Origin of the sequence: Bradyrhizobium sp. 141, assembly GCF_023074055.1 — a bacterium.
Classification (GTDB): domain Bacteria; phylum Pseudomonadota; class Alphaproteobacteria; order Rhizobiales; family Xanthobacteraceae; genus Bradyrhizobium.
The window spans coordinates 71,458-90,591 of record NZ_JADPKR010000058.1 but is presented as its reverse complement, the minus strand read 5'-3'; the positions used below and the strand labels follow the sequence as shown (position 1 = coordinate 90,591).

Genomic DNA, 19,134 nt, shown 5'->3' with positions numbered 1-19,134 from the left:
CGCAAAAGCCGGGTTCCACCTGCCGGTCCGTATCGGCCGGGATCAGGGCGCTTTTGCGGCGGGTACCCCCAGGAAGGAATCATACAATAGGGCTGCGACCCCAGCAACGATGGCTACGTCCGCGAGGTTAAACACATACCAATTATAGGTATTTCCGCCGATCTCGATGTGGAGCAGGGCGAAATCGACCACCGCGCCGTAGGCTAGGCGGTCGATGCCATTGCCGATGGCGCCGCCGATGATCAGGCCCAGCGCGACCGTGGCGAGAAGGGTGTGCGAGCGGGCCATCCAGATCGCCAGCGCGACCACGGCGAGGGCCTTGACCGCCATCAGCGCGAGCTGCGCCGCCTGGCTGTCGTTCTGGAGCCAGCCGAAGCTGATGCCGATGTTCCAGGCCAGCACCAGGTCGAAGAACGGTGTCACCGTCACCGCGCCGCGACGGGCGAGGTCGAACACGTTCAGCAGCCACAGCTTTGAGGCCTGGTCGGCCACGAGCGTGACCACGGCCGCGAAGATTCCGGCGCCAAGCGGGGTCATGCCGGGGATCAGACCGCCACCCCCAACGCCTTCCATTCGCGCAACGCCTTCGCGTCGCGCGGGGTGACGTCAGGGTATTCAGCGTCCTCGCCGACCATCGGGGAGATCTTCCAGGAGCGGGCGCATTTGGTGCCGACCGCCTTCTCCACCACGACCGCAACGCCGGGCACCGCATCGAGACGGAAGGCAGCTTCCGGCGCCTCGCCCTCACGCACCTCGTAATTCGAGGTGATGCAGATCTCGGCGAGATCGACGTCGAACAGCGTCGCCAGCATGTCGCGGTCGGCGACATAGATCACCGGCGATGCTTCCAACGACGAGCCGATGTTCTTGGCGGCGCGTTCGAGCTCGAGCGCGCCGGTGACGACGCGGCGGACGTTGCGGATCGCCTCCCATTTCGCGGCGAGATTGTCGTCGCGCAAGCCGTCGAGATCGGCCGGGAACAGCGTCAGATGTACCGACGGTTCGGCCTTGGGCCGGTACATGCGCCAGCCTTCCTCCGCGGTGAAGCTGAGGATCGGCGCCAGCCATTTCAGGATCGAGGCGCACAGCAGGTCGATCGTCGTCAGCGCCGCCTTGCGCGTCAGCGAGGACGGCGGATCGCAATACAGCGTGTCCTTGCGGATATCGAAATAGAACGCCGAGAGCTCGCTGTTCAGGAACGCGGACAGGATCGCGACCACCGTCTTGAAGTCGAACTCGCGATAGGCCTTGTCGACGGCGGCGGCGCGCACCGCGAGCTCGTGCAGCATCAAGCGCTCCAGCTCCGGCATCTCGGCGGGCGCGACCGCCTCGGTCGGCTTGTAATGATGCAGCGTGCCGAGCATCCAGCGCACGGTGTTGCGAAGCTTGCGATAGGTCTCGACGGTGTTCTTCAGGATCTCCGGCCCGATGCGCTGGTCGTCGGTGTAGTCGCAGGACGCAACCCACAGTCTCAGAATGTCGGCGCCGGATTCCTTGATGACAGCCTGCGGCTCGATGGTGTTGCCGAGCGACTTCGACATCTTGCGGCCGTCCTCGGCCTGGGTGAAGCCGTGGGTCAGCACGACGTCGTAGGGCGCGCGACCGCGGGTGCCGCAGCTCTCCAGCAGCGAGGAGTGGAACCAGCCGCGATGCTGGTCCGAGCCTTCGAGATACATCACCGTGTCGGTGCCGCCGTCGACCTTGCGCTTGATGCCGGCGAGCCCGGGAAACTGCACGGGGTCTTCGAGCACGAAAGCGTGGGTCGAGCCGGAATCGAACCAGACGTCGAGAATGTCGTCGACCTTCTGCCAGTCTTCATTGGCACGGGCGCCAAGGAAGCGTTCGCGCGCGCCGTTCGCGTACCAGGCATCGGCGCCTTCCTTCTCGAAGGCCTCGCCGATACGGGTATTGACGGCCTCGTCCTGGAGGATCTCGGCGGAGCCGTCGCCCTTCTCGCGCACGAACACGGCGATTGGCACGCCCCAGGCGCGCTGTCGCGAGATCACCCAGTCCGGGCGCGCCTCGATCATGCCGTTGATGCGGTTCTCGCCCGACGGCGGCACCCATTGCGTCACCGAGATCGCGTGCAGCGCGCGGGCGCGCAGCGTGTCGCCGCTCCTGGTCTTGCCGCTCATCGCCACATCCTTGTCCATCGCGATGAACCATTGCGGCGTGTTGCGGAAGATCACCGGCTTCTTGGAGCGCCAGGAGTGCGGATATTGATGCTTGAGCCGGCCGCGCGCGAGCAGCATGTCTCGTTCGACGAGCGCCTTGATCACGGTCTCGTTGGCGTCGCCCTTCTCGCCCTTGTCGTTGATGACACGCTTGCCGGCAAAGCCCGGCGCATGGTCGGTGTAGGCGCCGTTCTCGTCGACGGTGTAGGGGATTGTCGTGTTGATGCCGCGCGCGTCGAGGTCACGCGCCTGCGCCATCCAGGCATCGAAGTCCTCGCGGCCGTGGCTCGGCGCGGTGTGCACGAAGCCGGTGCCGGTGTCGTCGGTGACGTGATCGCCGGGCAATAGCGGCACGATGAAGTCGTAGCCGCCGGCAAGCCCCTTGAGCGGATGCGCGCATTCGATCGCGTCCATGGTGTCGCCGGGGATTTCGCGGACTTTCTCATAGGCCGTCACGCGCGCCTGCTTGAAGACCGCTTCAGCGAGCGCGTCGGCGAGGATGAGGAGATCGCCGGTCTTGGCCCAATTGTCGGCGGGCGCGTCCGTCACCTTGTACAGGCCGTAGGCGATCTTCGGCGAGAACGAGATGGCGCGGTTGCCGGGCAGGGTCCAAGGCGTGGTGGTCCAGATCACGACGCTTGCGGCGGCAAGCGCGCCGTGCGCGGGCGAGGTGACCGGGAATTTCACCCAAACCGTATCGGAAGTGTAGTCCTCGTACTCCACCTCGGCTTCGGCGAGCGCCGTCTTCTCGACCACGCTCCACATCACCGGCTTGGAGCCGCGATAGAGCGTGCCGTTGGCGGCGAACTTCATCAGCTCACGCGCGATCTGGGCTTCGGCCGGATAGCTCATGGTGGCGTAGGGATGATCCCAGTCGCCGATGACGCCGAGGCGCTTGAACTCCTCGCGTTGCACGCCGAGCCAATGCGTGGCGTAGGCGCGGCACTCCCGGCGGAAATCGATCATCGCGCCACTGTCGCGGAAGTCGGGCTTCTGCTTGCCCTTCTTGCGATAGTGCTCTTCCTCGACCTTCCATTCGATCGGCAGGCCGTGGCAGTCCCAGCCGGGCACGTAGTTGGAATCGAAGCCGAGCATCTGCTGGCTCTTGGTGACGAGATCCTTGAGGATCTTGTTCAGCGCGGTGCCGATATGGATGTTGCCATTGGCATAGGGCGGGCCGTCATGCAGCACGAACTTGGCGCGGCCCTTCGCACTCTCGCGCAGCTTCTCGTAGAGGCCGATCTCGTACCAGCGCTTGAGGATCTCCGGCTCGCGCTGCGGCAGGCCGGCGCGCATCGGGAATTCCGTCTGAGGCAGGAACAGGGTCATCGAATAGTCTTTGGCTTCAGACTTTTGGGACTTTTGCGGCTTTTCGGACATGAGGTTGACTGGCTCGGAAGGGCGCGGGAACGAATGGCGATGCGGAATCGCGGGGTGAAACGACAAAATCCCGGTCTTGCGCCGAGCCGAAGGCTCAGGCGGAAGCCGGGCCGCTAATCCCTATGATGCGCCGCGCAAACATGGGCTCTCCATAGCAGGGGGCCAAGGGAAGCGCAAAGGCTGAGATGTTGGACAGGGCGCAGTTGCGGTTTTCTTCAAAGGGGCTAATTTATTGAAGCAAGGAGAGAATTTCATGAACGCCGCGCCGCTTGCCGAGGTGTTGGAAGAGCTGAAAGAGCTTCGAAGGCATGGGGGAGCCGATAATGATGTGCTCTCCAAGGCTGAGCAGCGTCTTCGGGTCTTTTCGGTTGAGATGGCTTCCGCCGTGGGCGGTCCGGGGCGTGAGGCGCTGGTCCGGCTACTCGATATCAGCACGCTCGCGACCCGCGTTTTCGGTGACGCGGAGAGAGCCGAAGCCTGGCTGACCAGGCCAAATGCCTCCCTCTCGAGCCAAAGGCCGCTCGATCTAGTGAAGGATGAGCTTGGCGCCTCGGTCGTGCGGGAAATGCTCGAGCAGATCGATCACGGAATTTTTGCCTGAGCCCGCAAGATGGAGCTCTGGCGAATTTCCAACTACGTCGATCTTTCCGGAATTGGCGGCCTGAGGGCCGCAGGCCGATGGCATTCGCAGGCAGGCGGATCGTCTATCTCGCCGATCATCCATCGAGCGCATTGTTGGAGATGCTGGTCCATATAGACCGGGATCTCATCCCGCTGACCTATCAATTGCTACGTATCGCCATCCCTGACGACATGGTCGCTGAGACAGTTGAGGTGGAGCTGCCCTCGCATTGGCGGTCCTCAACGATGGCCAGCCGTGAGATCGGGGATCGATGGCTGGATCGATCGACGAGCGTGCTCTTGCAGGTGCCGTCTGCGATCAGCGCGCAGGGGTCCAACTTTCTCCTGAACCCCGCACATCCAGACGCGGCGCGCATTGGGGTGGCCGAGGTGATCCAGGCGCCATTCGATCCGCGGCTGCTCCCTTAGTCCGATTGATCAATCGATCACGCCCAGCCTCGGAAACGCGTCCGGGGCGGCGGCCAGGATGGCGCGGGCGCGGGCGGAATCGTCGTCCATCTGGCGGATCAGGGCCTCCAGGCTGTCGAATTTCAGCTCCTCGCGGATGAAGCCGACGAAGGCGCAGTCGAGAGCCTGCCCGTAAAGGTCGCCTTTGAAATCGAACAGGAAGATCTCGAGCAACGGAGTGCCATTATCAAAGGTCGGGCGGCGGCCGAAGCTTGCCACTCCGTCCATCCGCTCAGGCCCACGGCCGACCCGCACCGCATAGATGCCGTGCTTTAGACCGCAATTGGCATCCAGGCGGATGTTGGCGGTGGGATAGCCGAGATCGCGGCCGCGCTTCTCGCCGTGAATGACCTCGCCGGTGACGAACCAGGGCGCGCCCAGCATGGTGGTCGCCTCATCCAGTTGGCCCTCGGCGAGCGCGATCCGGATGGCGCTGGAGGACACCGGCCGCTCGTCGATATCGACATGCGGCTGCACGTCGACCTCGATGCCGAGCCGGGGCGCCTCGTTGACCAGCAGGCTCGGCGAGCCGACGCGTCCTTTGCCGAAATGGAAGTCGTAGCCCACCGCGATGCCGCTGACGCCAAGGCGCCCGATCAGGTCATGGTGAATGAAGTCTTGCGCGCTGGTCCCGGCGCGCGCCTTGTCGAAGGTCATCACCACGGCGCCGGCCAGCCCGGTACCGGCCAGAAGCCGCAGCTTGGCCGGCTCGTCCGTCAGACGGAATTGCGGGGTGTTGGGGCTGAAAAACCGCCGCGGATGCGGCTCGAAGGTCAGCGCCAGCGCGGGGCGGCCCTGCGCCCGGCCCATTTCCAGCGCTGCGGCGATCACGGCGCGATGGCCGAGATGAACCCCGTCGAAATTGCCCATGGCGACCACGGCACCCTTTGGAATGGCGGAGTCCGGCGTGGTGTCACGGATAACGGTAAAATGCGGGGCCATCAGGGGAATTCTCGAACCGGCGGGACCGGCCGGGACCGTGGCGCGACCGGCCGGATGAAGTCAAGCGGGAGGGGCGGCCGCATCGAACGCGATTTTCAGTCCTTGGGGGGCGTCCCCAATTAACGCGCTGTTTAACGCCTTGGTGTTAGTCCTTGAGTGTGGAACCGCCGGGCTCCGGCCTGGCAGGTCCGATCGTAATATTCCTGGGTTTGGGTTGGGGGAGTCGAGATGGCGGTTGATTTGTCGATGCCGGTTCTGGTGGTGGATGACTACAGCACCATGATCCGTATCATCAGGAATCTGCTGAAGCAGCTTGGCTTCGAGAATATCGACGATGCCAGCGACGGTTCGGCAGCGCTGAACAAGATGCGCGGCAAGAAGTACGGGCTCGTGATCTCCGACTGGAACATGGAGCCGATGACGGGTTACGACCTGCTGCGCGAAGTGCGCGCGGATCCGAACCTCGCCACCACGCCCTTCATCATGATCACGGCGGAATCCAAGACCGAGAACGTGATCGCGGCCAAGAAGGCCGGCGTGAACAACTACATCGTCAAGCCGTTCAATGCGGCGACGTTGAAGACCAAGATCGAGGCGGTCTTCCCGGACATGGCGAGCGCGTAAGGCGTTCTTCGCCGGATAAACAATTTTCCAATGGGGAACGTCATGCCCGGGCTTGTCCCGGGCATCCACGTTTGTGGATGCGCATGAAGACGTGGATGGCCGGGCCTTCGCCTCGCCGAAGCGGCTTCGGCCGCGCAGGCGGGTCAAGCCCGGCCATGACGGCGTCTAGCACTTAGCCATTGGTCTATATCGGCGCCGTTTCGAAGTGAGGCCCTTACCACTTCAACTCGCGCATCAGCGCCTTCGGCGGGTGGCCGAATAATTCCATCACCGATGGCGGGTCGAGCTGGTCGAGGCCCTCGAACTCCTCGGCATGGATGCCGCGGGTCACGAACAGGCAGTCGATGCCGAATTCGCGCGCGCCCGTTAAGTCGGTGCGGACGGAATCGCCGATCGCCAGCACCTTTTTCCGGTCGATCGGGTGGCCCTGGCGCTCACCGGCCAGCGCCATGGCGCGCTCGTAGATCGGGCGATGCGGCTTGCCGTAGAAGATCACTTCGCCGCCGAGCTCGCGATAGAGCTCCGCGATGGCGCCGGCGCAATAGATCAGCCGGTCGCCGCGTTCCACCACGATGTCGGGGTTGGCGCAGACCAGCGTCAGCTTGCGCTCGCGCGCCTTCAGCATCATGCCGCGATAGTCTTCCGCCGTCTCGGTTTCGTCGTCATACAGGCCGGTGCAGACGATGTAATCGGCTTCCTCCAGCGGAGCGGTCACGGCATCGAGGCCGCGATAGATCGAGTTGTCGCGCTCGGGGCCGAGCCAGAACATCTTGCGGCCGGGATGCTCGGCGACATAGAGCCGCGTCAGGTCACCCGAAGACACGATCGCGTCATAGGTCTCGTCGGCAACGCCGAGCTTGCGCAATTGCCGCTGCACGGAGTCGGCCGGCCGCGGTGCGTTGGTGATCAGGATCACCGTACCGCCGCGGCTGCGATAGGTGTGCAGCGCCTCGCAGGCTTCGGGGAAGGATTCGAGGCCGTTATGGACCACGCCCCAGATGTCGCTGAGCACGACATCGACGCCCCCCACGAGCTCGCGCAGGCTTTCGGCGAAATGCAGCGTGGTCATGATGCGCGCGGCCGGTCAGATGCGGCGCGCGAGTGCCGCGTTGCCGGTGATGCGTTGTGCCGGAGTTGCGGTTGACGTCGCGCCAGATGTCGTGCCTTGGCTGGGGGGAACAGAGCCATTGGATCCCTGAATGTCCTGCGCCTGGTTCGGCGCGGCCCCGCCGGTAGCAGATGCCCCCTCCGGCCGCAATGGCCGGGGCGGCGCGAACAGGAAGCCCTGGCCGAACCGGACGTCATAGTCGAGCAGGTCGACGACCGCGCGCTCGCCTTCGATCCTTTCGGCGATCAGGTCGATGCCGAAGCGGCCGAGCAGGTCGGAGAGGTCGGAGGGATGGATATCCGAGGCCGAGGCCTGCCTGGGGTCGAGCAGCAGCGTGGCCGGCACCTTGATGAAGCGCACCCCGCGGTCGGCCAGCTCGCGCGGCTCGATCCTGAGATCCGTGACATGGTCGATTGAGAAACGGAAGCCGCGCTGGGCGAGCGCCGCGAGATTCTCGGTCTCGGCCGGGCCGAGATTGCGGAATGTCGATTGCTTGAACTCCAGCACCAGCGAGGGCGCCAGCGCCCGGTTGGCTTCGAGGAAGTCGAGGCATTGTGCGAAGGTGGTGGAATTGCCGAGCGTGGAAGCCGCGACGTTGCAGAACACGCCGACGTCCTTGTTGCGCACCATCAGGCGCCGCAGCACCTGCACGCAGCGCAGCATCACCATGTTGTCGATGCGCCCGATTAGCCCGGACGCCTCCGCAATACCGATGAACTCCTCAGCCGCGATCAGCTGGTCGCGCTCATCGCGCAGGCGCGTCACCGCTTCGTAGAACCGCACCTTGCGCTGCGGCAACGTCACCATCGGCTGGAGGAAGATGTCGATGCGGTTCTCGTCGATGGCGTTGCGCATCGTCGCCAGCAGTTGAGTCTGGTTGCGCCCGGAGGCGGTCTGAATCGGGTTGGTGGTCTGGGTCTGGGCCGACGGCGCCGGCCGCGGCTGCGCCAGCGGAGGCGGAGGTGCTGCGGGAAGCGGGGGAGGGGCAGCCGGCCGCTCTTCGAACGGCGCAACCAGATCGATCGGCGGCTCCGGCTCGGACCAGGCCGCCGGGGCGGGAGCCGGCGTCGGCGCGCCGCCGGCCAGCAAGTCCTCATGGGCCGACACGGTGGTCGCGAGCTGCCGAACCAACCCGCCGAGCTCGTTGATCTCGCCGACCACCGACTGGATGCGGTCGGAGTTGGTCGAATTGGACGAGGCGATGCGTCCCTCGACCGCAGCTAACCGGCGGCCGAACTCGGCCACCTGGCGGGCGAGATCGGCAGTGCCGCGCGACAGATCGGCGATCTGGCCGCCGACGTCGCTGCGGTCGCGCAGCCGCATCGACACCGCGTTGTAAAGGATCAGGAAGGTCAGCGCCGTCAGCGCCACGATCGCGGATTCGGTTCCGCTGATGCCGGCGACGGCGTAAAGCACAAGCCCGAGCGAGGCCGCGACCAGAACCATGCAGAAGGCGATGAAGATCGTCGAAATGCGAATCATGCCGCGCGTTACGCCTCAAGAGCTGAATGCCTCACCCGGGAAAACACGGGTCGCTGTGCGATCCCGTCACGCCTCATGCTCCCCCAAGCCGCATGACCTTAACATCATTGTTGATTCGAGGGGATAGCGGGCCTGGTCGGCCGTCAAGTCAGCCCAGCGCGGCGAAAGCCTTCGAGGTAGCGTTCGCGGTCGGCCGCAAGTTTAATCGGCATGAACTTGGCGATCCAGGCCAGACTGACGTTCGGCTGGGCGCGGCGAAGTTCCTGCAGCGCGGTGCGGGCAATCTCGGTGTGTCCGCCCATGCCGGCTGCAGCCGTCAGCACCCGGTGTCCGCCGACGAAGTCGCTGCGCTGGCGCAGCGACTCCTGCGCCAGCCGGATCGCTTCGGCGTAGTCCTCACCGAGGAAGCGGGCGTAGGCGGCGATGCCGTAATAGACCGGCGCATAGGGATCGCGCGGGCTGAGGCGGATCGCCCGCCGTGCGGCCTCATCGGCGTCACGCCAGCGGCCGCAATAGCCCAGTGCCAGGCCATAATAGCCTTGTGCCATCGCGAAATTCGGATTGAGCCGCAGCGCGGTTTCAAATCCGGCCAGCGAGTCATCGAACCGGCGCGCGAACAGGTCGACGTGGCCGAGCGCGTTGTGAGCCCAGGCGTCGCCGTCGTCGGCGCGGATCGCGGCATGTGCGGCGCGCTCGGCCAATGGGATGGCGGTCGCCATCTCCATCCAGCCCATATGCGCTGTGAACATGTAGCTGGTGCCGAGTAGCCCTAGCGCCTTGCCGTAGGTCGGATCGAGCGCGATGGCCTTTTCGAGCAGGGCCTGCGCCACGACATGATCCTGCCGTGTCACTCGCCAGTAATGAGACAGCGCACGCATTACGAGATCCCAGGCGTCCATGCTATCAGGCGGTTTGCGCTGGGCGCGAAAGCTCTCGGCAGCATAGAGCTGCGGCTCGATTGCGGCAACGATCGCCTCGGTAATCTCGTCCTGGACGGCGAAGACGTCGGCGAGCTCGCGGTCGTAACGTTCAGCCCAGAGATGACTGCCCGTGGCGACGTCGTTGAGTTGCGCCGTAATGCGGACGCGCTCGCCATCCTTGCGGACGCTGCCCTCGACGACGTAGCGCACGCCGAGTTCTTCCGCGATCTGCCGCAAATGAACCGGGCGGCCCTTATAGATGAAGGAGGAGTTGCGCGCGATCACGAAGAACCAGCGCAGCTTCGACAGCGCGGTGATGATGTCTTCGCTAATGCCGTCGGAGAAATAGTCCTGCTCGGCCTCTCCGCTCATGTTGGTGAAGGGCAGCACCGCGATCGCGGGACGATCGGGCAGCGCTAATTCAGCCGATGGTTTGCCAGCCTTTGCGGGCGCCGCCGTGCCGGCCGGCTCTGTCACCACGCCGACGAACCGCACGCCCTTGCGCGCGATGGTCCGGATCAGCCGCTGTTCGTCGCCATTGTCGTTGACAGCGCGGCGCGCTGCATTGATCCGGCTGGTCAGTGTCGATTCCGAGACGACACGGCCGTTCCAGACCGCATCGAGCAGGTTGTCCCGCGTCACCACGCGTTCGCGGTTGCGGACAAGGTAGGTCAGGAGATCGAACACTTGGGGCTCGAGCGCAATAAGGGTGTCCGCCTGGCGCAATTCGCGGCGCTCGGGATCCAGCAAGAAATCCTCAAACTGAAAAGTCACACTTCGCCTCGGCTCTCCCGTCGGAAATCAAGGTGCTCTCAGCGTAAAATAACGCTGGTCTCAAGGCCAGCGGGCCGCATGCGCTTTATCGTCCCGGCGTTTTCAACCGCAGGAGATTGCCCATGTCGACCGCCGCCGCGCTCAAGCCAGCCGTAGCCCAGCCCGACCTCACCGCCCTCAAGCAGCGTCAGCACGGCGCCTGGTCGTCGGGCGACTACGCCGTAGTCGGAACCACCTTACAGATTGTCGGCGAGCAGCTCTGTGAGGCAGTTGACATACGCGCCGGCAGCAAGGTGCTGGACGTCGCCGCCGGCAACGGCAACGCGACGCTGGCCGCGGCACGGCGCTGGTGTGACGTCACATCTACCGACTACGTGCCGGCATTGCTCGAGCGTGGGCGCGAGCGCGCAGCGGCCGAACATCTTCCGGTCGAGTTCCGCGAGGCGGATGCCGAAGCGCTGCCGTTCGCCGACGCCAGCTACGATTTCGTGCTCTCGACCTTCGGCGTGATGTTCACGCCGGATCAGGACAAGGCGGCGTCCGAGCTCGCGCGGGTCTGCCGGTCCGGCGGCAAGATTGGCCTCGCCAACTGGACGCCGCAGGGTTTCATCGGTCAGCTGTTCAAGACCATCGGCAAGCATCTGCCGCCGCCGGCCGGGGTGAAGTCACCGGCTATGTGGGGCACCGCGGCACGGCTTGAGGAGATGTTCGCAAACCAGGCAGCCGAGATTGTCGCCGAGCCGCGCATGTTCGTGTTTCGCTACCGTTCGCCGGATCACTGGCTTGAAATCTTCAGGACCTTCTACGGTCCGACCCTGAAGGCGTTTGCCGCGCTCGACGAGAGCGGCCAGGCGGCGTTGAAGCGCGATCTGCTGGCGCTGCTGGGAGAGTTCAACCATGCCGACGACGGCACGATCGTCGTGCACAGCGAATATCTGCAAGCCGTGATTACCAAGCGCTGAGATGCCACTCATTCAGGCCGGATGAACTCCGGCCTGATTGTCCATCAGGATGGCGCGGCGGCGCCTACCGTGTCGGCCGAGACGGCCTGGCGGGTGCCGAGCGGCTTCGATGGTCCGGTGGTGGTATCACGCAGGGTCTGCCGCTCGATCTCAGAGTTCAGCTCGGCGCCGAACATGATGACGATCGCCGACATCCACATCCATGTCATCAGGCCGATCGCCGCGCCGAGCGAGCCGTAGGTCGCGTTGTAATTGGCGAATTCCGAGAGATACCAGGACAGGAGGGCCGAGCCGGCGATCCAGAGAAGGGCGGCGGTTACCGCGCCGAGGCTGAGCCATTGCCAGCGCGGCGCGTCGCGACTGGGCGCGAAGCGGTACAGGATCGCCAGCGCCACAAGCAGGATGAGGAACAGCAGCGGCCATCGCGCCAGCGCCACGATCAGCTTGCTTTCGGGCCCCATGCCGATATGATTGAGCGCGAGCGGGAAGGCGACGACGGCACCCACCATCAGCAGCAGCGCCACGATGCCGCCGATCGTGAAAGCCAGCGATACCATGTTGAGCCTGATGAAGCTGCGCTTCTCGCGCTCCTCATAGGCAACGTTGAGGGCGTCGAAGATTGCCTTTACGCCTGCATTGGCGCTCCAGATCGCAAGCAGCAGGCCGAGCAGGAAGGTGGCCCCGAGCGTCGTGCTGCCATGCGACACCACGCGCGCGACCTGGTCCTCGACGATCTGGAACGAGCCCTCGGGCAGCATCGTCGCAAGCGTCTGCAGATTGGCGCTGATCGTCGCGGGATCGGCGAACAGCCCGTAGGAGGAGACCACCGCCGTGACGGCGGGGAAAACCGCGAGCAGCCCAAAGAACACGACGCCGCCTGCGGTCGCCAGCAGCCGATCCTCGTCGATGCGCTGATAGGTGCGCCAGAAAATATCCTTCCAGCCCGCCCAGGGGATCGTTAACGGGCTCTTCGCGTGACGGCCGCGGCCGGGCTCCACGGCCGCCCTCGCCGGATGCGTTTCCGGTGAATTCGCCTCGACTTTGCGGTGGTCTTGGGGAGGTCCCGACGGGACCAAGCCGGAGTCCTGAAAGTAGCGCTCCGCGGTCAGCACGAAGACGGCCGTTGCCGCCACCAGCAGCCAGGAGTCGATCTGCTCGGAGCGCCGCACCAGCATTCAAGCGTCCAATCTATGGCTGTGACGCCTGCGGCGCGCCGCTGTGAACCCCGCCAGTCCAATCGCGGCGAGCATCAGGCCAAGCTGCACGGGCCGGTTGGTGCGAACGGGCCGGGCCTTTCTGCCATGGCCGCGCTCACCCGGCGCGAGCGGCACGAGCGGGATCGTCGTCGCGACCTCCTTCACCGCCTGCTTGACCGTTCCGCGCGGGATCCGCGGGGTGGCGATCGCAACGCGCATGCGGCTCGCGAGCGGTACGATCGCCTTGGTCGGCCGCCTCATCATGGCCATGGCGACGCCGGCGCAGATCGCGGCCAGCACCAGCAGCACGGCGGCGACGGCACCAAAGCCCCAGAATTGCCCGTAGCTGATCGCAACCCAGCGGTAGAGGGCGATCAGGCCGACGAAGAAGGTCGCGATCACGAACAGTCCGGCCACCGCGAACAGACCAGCCGCGACCGCGTAGGACGTCGCGCGTCCCGTGGCCTGACTGGTGCGGTCCCGCAAATACGATTGCGCGGCGCGCTTGAGGTGGTTGAGCTTCAGCGCCATGCCGGCGCGCAACAATTCGCCCGATGGCGCGAGCATGCGGACATCCTCCAAGAGCAAGAACAATCGTCGGGGGATGAACGTGGCGATATTTGACTTGTTCCGACGGAGCTTGATCCGTCGTGATGAATCAGCCGAGATCGGCGGCCGCGATCCAGAACACCTCGCCCTCGGAAGCCTCGGTGTCGAGCCAGAGCAGCGGCAGTTCCGGAAAGGCCTCGTCGACCAGTTCGCGGCCGCGGCCGATCTCGCAGATCAGCCCGCCATCCGGCGTGAGGTGATCGGGCGCCTCGCGCAGGATCCGGCGCACCACGTCGAGACCGTCGCGGCCGCCATCGAAGGCGAGCTTCGGCTCGGCCCGGCATTCCGGCGGCAGCGCCGCCATGCCTTCGGCATCGACGTAAGGCGGGTTGGTGATGATCAGGTCGTATCTGTTGTCGCCGAGCGGCGCGAACAGGTCGCCGCGATACAGGCTGATCCGGTCCTCGAGCCCGTATTCGCCGACGTTTCGTGTGGCGACCTCGAACGCGCCCTTGGAGATGTCGACGGCATCGACGGCGGCGTTCGGAAAATGATGCGCGGCGAGAATGGCAAGGCATCCCGATCCCGTGCAGAGATCGAGCACACGCTCGACAGCCGTGGGATCGTCCATCAGCGCGCCGGCGCCTTCTTCGCCGCCGAAATGCGACTCCAGCAGCTCGCCGATGAATGAGCGCGGAACGATGACACGCTCGTCGACATAGAAGGGCAGGCCGCGCATGTAGATCTTGTTGACGAGATAGGCGGCCGGTTTGCGCGTGGTGACGCGCTGATGGATGAGATCGAGGACGGTCTTGCCCTCCGCGGCCGTGACGCGCGCGTTGGCGAACATCTCGAACTGTTCGGGATTGAGATGCAGCGCCTCGCTGACCAGAAAGGCTGCTTCGGCAACCGGATCGGTCGTGCCATGGGCAAAGGCGAGCTCGGCTTCGACAAAGCGGCTCACCCCATAGCGGACGAAATCGGCCAGCGTGAGAAGCTCGCCCGGACCGACCTTGGCAGGTTTTGGCGCGGCGCGGCCGCGCACGGTCTTTTTGGATGCTTTTGCCATCAGGATCGGGTCCAGCGTGCGGCGGCTTCGTCGTCGCGGGCCTGGGCCTCGACCCAGCCGGTGCCGGCTTCGCTTTCTTCCTTCTTCCAGAACGGCGCGCTGGTCTTGAGGTAATCCATCAGGAACTCGGCCGCTAGGAAGGCGGCCTGGCGATGCTGCGATGCGGTCAGCACCAGCACGATGTTGTCGCCCGGCATGAAGCGGCCGACGCGGTGGATGACCGTGACACCGTTCAACGGCCAGCGCGAGATCGCCTCGTCGACGTGACGCCTGATCTCTTCCTCGGCCATATCAGGGTAATGTTCCAGCGTCAGCGCGGCGATGTTCGCGCTGTCCTCGTCGGCTCGGCAGATGCCGGAAAAGCTCACGACGGCCCCGATGTCGGTGCGGCTCTTGGTCAGGAGCGCGATTTCGCGGGCGATATCGAAATCGTCCTCCTGGATACGAATCGTGACGGAGCAGGTGACAGGGGAGGCCATGGTCTAGCCGCCGGTCATCGGCGGGAAGAACGCGATTTCGCGAGCGCCGGTGATCGTCGCGTCCGATTTGACATGGGCGCGGTCGATCGCGGCGCGGATCACCTTCGGCTTCTCGAACGCGTAGGCGTAGGCCTCGCTTCGGCTGGACAGCCAGGCGATCAGCTCCGCAACGGTGTGCACGGTCGCAGGCGGCTCGATGGTCTCCTCCGCCTTACCGACGCGTTCGCGCACCCAGGCGAAATACTTCACCTTCATCCCTCATCCTCCTTGATGAGGTGATGGATGCCGGCGCGGAAATAGTCGTAGCCAGTGTAGATGGTCACGATCGCCGAGGCCCACAGCAGCGCCAATCCTATCATCGAGACGACGGGCACCACCTCGTCGCCGGCCGGGCCAGCGAGTAGAAAGCCGATCGCAACGAGCTGGACCGTGGTCTTCCACTTGGCAAGCTTGGTCACGGGCACGCTGACGCGGAGCGCGGCAAGATATTCGCGCAGGCCCGAGACCAGGATCTCGCGGCACAGGATCACGATGGCGGCCCACAGCGACCAGCCATGGATGATGCCGTCGGCGGCCAGCATCAGCAGGCAGGAGGCGACCAGCAGTTTGTCGGCGATCGGATCGAGCATCCGGCCGAACGCCGATTGCTGATTCCAGATCCGCGCATAATAGCCGTCGAGGTAGTCGGTCACCGCGGCGCCGATGAAGATGGCCACCGCCACCCAGCGCAGCCACAGCGGCTGATCCAGAATCGACTGCGCATAGATACACCCGACCACGACCGGGATCGCGGCGATCCGGCCATAGGTCAGGATGTTCGGGAGGGACATCGCGCGGCTGGTCGTCCCTCGTGTCGTGGCGATGTTCATCCGTCCTACCAATACCGCTGCGGCCTGAAGGTCAACCGTTCCGCTCCACAGATGGGGTGCGGGATGCGACGACCATATGACCCCTAGCTCTTTTTTGGCCCCTTTAGTTCATCCCGCCTGGGGATGGAAATACTCGAAAATCCTGCGAGCGCTCTCGGCGCTCACCCCCGGAACCTTGCCCAGATCGGCGATCGAGGCGCGTTCGATCTCCTTCAGGGTCCCGAAATGATGCAGCAAGGCACGTTTGCGTGACGGGCCAATGCCCGGAATCTCCTGCAAACCGGCCTCGCGGATGTCCTTCTTGCGCAGCTTGCGGTGCGAACCGATGACGAAGCGGTGAGCTTCGTCGCGCAAACGCTGGATGAAATAGAGCACGGGGTCGCGCGGCTCCAGCTTGATGGCCTCGCGTTCGGGCATGAACAGGGTCTCGCGGCCGGCATCCCGGTCCGGTCCCTTGGCGACCGACATCAGCGACACCTGGGTCAGGCCGAGATTTGCGAAGATCTCACGGACGGCGTTGAGCTGGCCGCGGCCGCCGTCGATAATGACGAGATCGGGCCATTGCGGGAAATCGTCGTCCTTCGCCTTGACCGTGCCCTCCTCGGGCGGATTGATCAGGCGTTTGAAGCGCCGCTCGAGGACCTCGCGCATCATGGCGAAGTCGTCGCCGGGCGTGATCCCTTCCGACTTGATGTTGAACTTGCGGTACTGGTTCTTCACGAAACCATCAGGGCCGGCGACGATCATGGCGCCGACCGCATTGGTGCCCTGAATGTGGCTGTTGTCGTAGACTTCGATGCGCTTGGGCGAATGCGGCAGGCTCAGCGTTGCGGCTATGGCGTCGAGCAGGCGGCTTTGCGTGGCGGTATCGGCGAGCTTGCGGCCGAGCGCCTCGCGCGCATTGGTCAGCGCGTGGGCGACCAGTTCCTTTTTCTCGCCGCGCTTGGGCGCGGTGACTTCGACCTTGTGGCCGGCCTTGATCGAGAGCGCATTGGCGAGCAGCTCGCTCTCCTCGATCTCGTGCGAGAGCAGGATGTTCCTCGGCGGCGGCTTGTCGTCGTAGAACTGGGCGAGAAAGGAACCGAGCACCTCTTCCGGGGTGAACGACTTTTCCGCGCGCGGAAAATAGGCGCGGTTGCCCCAGTTCTGGCCGGTGCGGAAGAAGAACACCTCGACGCAGGAGAAGCCGCCCTCCTGGTGGATGGCGAACACGTCGGCTTCCTCGACCGTGCGCGGGTTGATGCCCTGCTGCGACTGGATCGCCGACAGCGCGGCGAGGCGGTCGCGGTAGAGCGCGGCGCGCTCGAACTCGAGCTCACCCGCCGCCTTCTCCATCTCGCCGGCAAGCTCCTGCTTCACCGCATGGCTTTTGCCGGACAGGAAGTCGCTCGCCTCGCGCACCAGCGTCGTATAGCCGGGGAAGTCGATCTCGCGGGTGCAGGGGCCGGCGCATCGGCGGATCTGGTAGAGCAGGCAAGGCCGGGTGCGGCTCTCGAAGAAGGAATCGGTGCAGGAGCGGATCAGGAACGCGCGCTGCAAGGCCGTGATGGTGCGGTTGACCGCGCCGGCGGAGGCGAACGGACCGAAATAGCGTCCGGGCCGGCTCTGCGCGCCGCGATGTTTCAGGATCTGCGGCGCCCAATGGTCGCCGGTGATCAGGATATAGGGAAACGATTTGTCGTCGCGCAGCTGCACGTTGAAGCGCGGCCGAAGCTGCTTGATGAGGTTGGCTTCCAGCAGCAGCGCTTCGGTCTCGGTATTGGTCGAGACGATTTCCACGGTCACCGTGGCGGCGATCATGCGCAGGATGCGCGCCGGCTGCGGCGCATTCTGGCGCGCATAGTTGGAGAGGCGCTTTTTGACGTTCTTGGCTTTGCCGACATAGAGCACGTCGGCATTCGCATTGAGCATGCGATAGACGCCGGGCGAGGTGGGGGCGAGGCGGACCGCGTGTTCGATTGCCTCGTGACCGCTCGCCAGCGGGCCTTCGCCGACAGCGCCGCTCTCTTCCAGGATATCAGGCAGCCGCGCATCGTCCTCGTCGTCGCCGCCGCTGGTGGCGGGATCGAGGTCCGGAGGCGTCTCGGCTGGAACGTCCGGCGCGGCACCACGCACGGGTTTGCGCGCGCGGTCGTCCGGATTGTCGGTGGAATCGTGAACCATGGAGCGAATTTAGGCGCTGGGGGTGCCGATTTGAAGTTCCGGCCGCGCGGCACGCACAGGATCGCGACCCAGTTCCCGGTAACCCTTGCTTAAGCCTGTTAACAGCGCGGTAACCCGGCTTAACAGGCCTTTAACTTAAAACTCTCGATAAATCTTACGCGAAAAGGTCGTGGTTCCGTAACCATGCGGTTTGCCTCGCGCGGCGGCGCGGGCATCGCACCGGTTGCAACAGTTGCGTTGGAGTGTGTGATGAAGAGGCTCGTTGTGGGCGCGGCCGCGTTGGTTGCAGCCGGCTGGACAGCTTCGGCAGAGGCCGCCGATCTCAATTACGGGCAGCGAGCGCCCTATACGGTCAACCAGCCGCTCAATGCGTATAGCTGGGCCGGTCCCTATCTCGGCGGCAACATCGGCTATGAATGGGGCTCGGTCGACAACAATCCCTCAAAGCCGTCCGGCTTCGTCGGCGGCGTGCAGGCCGGCTACAACTTCCAGAACGGTCCGTTTGTGTTCGGCGTCGAAGGCGACGTCCAGGCCGCCGGTGCCGACGACACTTTCGCGCCGTGGAAATTCTCCAATCCCTGGTTCGGCACCCTGCGCGGCCGCGCCGGCTACGCCTTCAACAACGTGCTGTTCTACGGCACCGCCGGCCTCGCCTTCGGCGAGCTGCGCGCGCAGACCTTCGGTTGGACGGAATCGCACACCACCGCCGGTTGGACCATCGGCGCCGGCGCGGAAGTCGGCCTTGCGCCGAACTGGAGCGCCAAGCTCGAATATCTCTACATCGATCTATCGACCAGTCAGTTCGCAATTACGGGCGTGTCAAACGGCTATAGCGCCAGCGTTGTGCGCGCAGGCGTGAACTATCGCTTCTGATAGCTGAAGAAGAAAATACCGGACAACAACTCCCGGCCGCTCGCGGCCGGGATTTTTTGCGTCAGATGTTGCGCCGAATGTTGCTCGTCAGGCCCGCTAGGAGACGATGACCAGATTGACCGCCTTCGGCCCCTTCCCCTTCTTGTCCGGTTCGACTTCGAAAGTAATACGCTGTCCTTCCGCAAGGTCCTTCAGTCCGGCCCGCTCCACAGCAGTAATGTGCACGAAGACGTCGCGGCCGCCGTCGTCAGGCTTGATGAAACCGTAGCCGCGTTCGCCGTTGAAAAACTTAACCGTTCCCGTCATGGCCATCGGGAAACTCCCCCTCATTGCTCCTCCGCCGCGACGCAGACTCACGTCACGACATGACCGGGCGTTACGAAGCCCGGGAGAGCTGGCCATCCTTGGGCGGACCTCAATGGTCCGGCCGGATCTTTCTTAGGCCTTCACTCCGCCGCAACCATTCGCGGAAGCGGAACGT

The 19,134-nt window shown here is 64.7% G+C and carries 19 protein-coding genes; 5 read left to right on the top strand and 14 right to left on the bottom strand.

The features are described 5' to 3' along the window. Positions 1-42: 42 nt before the first annotated feature. Complete coding sequence (lspA, locus tag IVA81_RS17175; protein ID WP_247320173.1) at positions 43-537, bottom strand: signal peptidase II; 495 nt, start codon at positions 535-537, stop codon at positions 43-45. A gap of 8 nt (positions 538-545) precedes the next feature. After that, positions 546-3,554, bottom strand: coding sequence for an isoleucine--tRNA ligase (gene ileS, locus IVA81_RS17170; RefSeq protein ID WP_247320104.1), 3,009 nt, complete (start codon positions 3,552-3,554; stop codon positions 546-548). A gap of 253 nt (positions 3,555-3,807) precedes the next feature. Here ileS and IVA81_RS17165 point away from each other — a divergent pair, with 253 nt between their 5' ends. Continuing rightward, positions 3,808-4,155, top strand: a complete 348-nt coding sequence (locus IVA81_RS17165; RefSeq protein WP_247320101.1) for an MbcA/ParS/Xre antitoxin family protein — start codon at positions 3,808-3,810, stop codon at positions 4,153-4,155. A 77-nt stretch (positions 4,156-4,232) separates the two neighbouring features. Continuing rightward, positions 4,233-4,604 (top strand): RES family NAD+ phosphorylase, encoded by a 372-nt coding sequence (locus IVA81_RS17160; protein WP_247320099.1) that lies wholly within the window; start codon positions 4,233-4,235, stop codon positions 4,602-4,604. A gap of 9 nt (positions 4,605-4,613) precedes the next feature. Here the strand turns inward: IVA81_RS17160 and IVA81_RS17155 are convergent, their stop codons facing one another. After that, entirely contained in the window at positions 4,614-5,585 is a 972-nt protein-coding gene (locus tag IVA81_RS17155) for a bifunctional riboflavin kinase/FAD synthetase (protein ID WP_247320096.1), read from the bottom strand. Between the two features lie 228 nt (positions 5,586-5,813). Between IVA81_RS17155 and IVA81_RS17150 the strand changes: the two genes are divergently transcribed. Beyond that, entirely contained in the window at positions 5,814-6,209 is a 396-nt protein-coding gene (locus IVA81_RS17150) for a response regulator (RefSeq protein ID WP_008567674.1), read from the top strand. A gap of 214 nt (positions 6,210-6,423) precedes the next feature. Here the strand turns inward: IVA81_RS17150 and IVA81_RS17145 are convergent, their stop codons facing one another. The 3 genes from IVA81_RS17145 to IVA81_RS17135 form a co-directional block, all read right to left on the bottom strand. Then, positions 6,424-7,278 (bottom strand): TIGR01459 family HAD-type hydrolase, encoded by an 855-nt coding sequence (locus tag IVA81_RS17145; RefSeq protein WP_247320094.1) that lies wholly within the window; start codon positions 7,276-7,278, stop codon positions 6,424-6,426. Between the two features lie 15 nt (positions 7,279-7,293). Beyond that, positions 7,294-8,799, bottom strand: coding sequence for an EAL domain-containing protein (locus IVA81_RS17140; protein ID WP_247320092.1), 1,506 nt, complete (start codon positions 8,797-8,799; stop codon positions 7,294-7,296). Between the two features lie 143 nt (positions 8,800-8,942). Beyond that, positions 8,943-10,493, bottom strand: coding sequence for a winged helix-turn-helix domain-containing protein (locus tag IVA81_RS17135; RefSeq protein ID WP_247320090.1), 1,551 nt, complete (start codon positions 10,491-10,493; stop codon positions 8,943-8,945). Positions 10,494-10,615: 122 nt separating this feature from the next. On the opposite strand from IVA81_RS17135, the gene IVA81_RS17130 reads away from it, so the two are divergent. Then, positions 10,616-11,455 (top strand): class I SAM-dependent methyltransferase, encoded by an 840-nt coding sequence (locus IVA81_RS17130; RefSeq protein ID WP_247320088.1) that lies wholly within the window; start codon positions 10,616-10,618, stop codon positions 11,453-11,455. A 44-nt stretch (positions 11,456-11,499) separates the two neighbouring features. Here IVA81_RS17130 and IVA81_RS17125 read toward each other — a convergent pair whose 3' ends face one another. The 7 genes from IVA81_RS17125 to uvrC form a co-directional block, all read right to left on the bottom strand. Further along, positions 11,500-12,630, bottom strand: a complete 1,131-nt coding sequence (locus IVA81_RS17125) for a YihY/virulence factor BrkB family protein (RefSeq protein ID WP_247320086.1) — start codon at positions 12,628-12,630, stop codon at positions 11,500-11,502. Next, positions 12,631-13,218, bottom strand: coding sequence for a phage holin family protein (locus IVA81_RS17120; protein WP_247320084.1), 588 nt, complete (start codon positions 13,216-13,218; stop codon positions 12,631-12,633). It lies immediately after the preceding gene. A 91-nt stretch (positions 13,219-13,309) separates the two neighbouring features. After that, entirely contained in the window at positions 13,310-14,269 is a 960-nt protein-coding gene (gene prmB, locus IVA81_RS17115) for a 50S ribosomal protein L3 N(5)-glutamine methyltransferase (protein ID WP_247320082.1), read from the bottom strand. Beyond that, the gene (locus IVA81_RS17110) at positions 14,269-14,748 is read right to left on the bottom strand and encodes a molybdenum cofactor biosynthesis protein MoaE (RefSeq protein WP_247320077.1); all 480 of its coding nucleotides are present in this window, start codon (positions 14,746-14,748) and stop codon (positions 14,269-14,271) included. Before IVA81_RS17110 ends, prmB begins: the two co-directional genes overlap by 1 nt. Positions 14,749-14,751: 3 nt before the next feature. Then, a complete protein-coding gene (gene moaD / locus IVA81_RS17105) occupies positions 14,752-15,003 on the bottom strand; it encodes a molybdopterin converting factor subunit 1 (protein ID WP_247320076.1) in 252 nt (83 codons plus the stop codon). Then, positions 15,000-15,617 (bottom strand): CDP-diacylglycerol--glycerol-3-phosphate 3-phosphatidyltransferase, encoded by a 618-nt coding sequence (pgsA, locus tag IVA81_RS17100; RefSeq protein WP_025033832.1) that lies wholly within the window; start codon positions 15,615-15,617, stop codon positions 15,000-15,002. Before pgsA ends, moaD begins: the two co-directional genes overlap by 4 nt. Before the next feature lie 108 nt (positions 15,618-15,725). Then, positions 15,726-17,780: an excinuclease ABC subunit UvrC gene (gene uvrC / locus IVA81_RS17095; protein WP_247320075.1), complete on the bottom strand. Its 2,055-nt coding sequence runs from the start codon at positions 17,778-17,780 to the stop codon at positions 15,726-15,728. A 249-nt stretch (positions 17,781-18,029) separates the two neighbouring features. Between uvrC and IVA81_RS17090 the strand changes: the two genes are divergently transcribed. Beyond that, positions 18,030-18,653, top strand: a complete 624-nt coding sequence (locus IVA81_RS17090) for an outer membrane protein (RefSeq protein WP_247320074.1) — start codon at positions 18,030-18,032, stop codon at positions 18,651-18,653. 96 nt (positions 18,654-18,749) lie between these two features. Here IVA81_RS17090 and IVA81_RS17085 read toward each other — a convergent pair whose 3' ends face one another. Then, positions 18,750-18,965, bottom strand: a complete 216-nt coding sequence (locus IVA81_RS17085; protein ID WP_063986700.1) for a cold-shock protein — start codon at positions 18,963-18,965, stop codon at positions 18,750-18,752. Positions 18,966-19,134 lie beyond the last annotated feature (169 nt).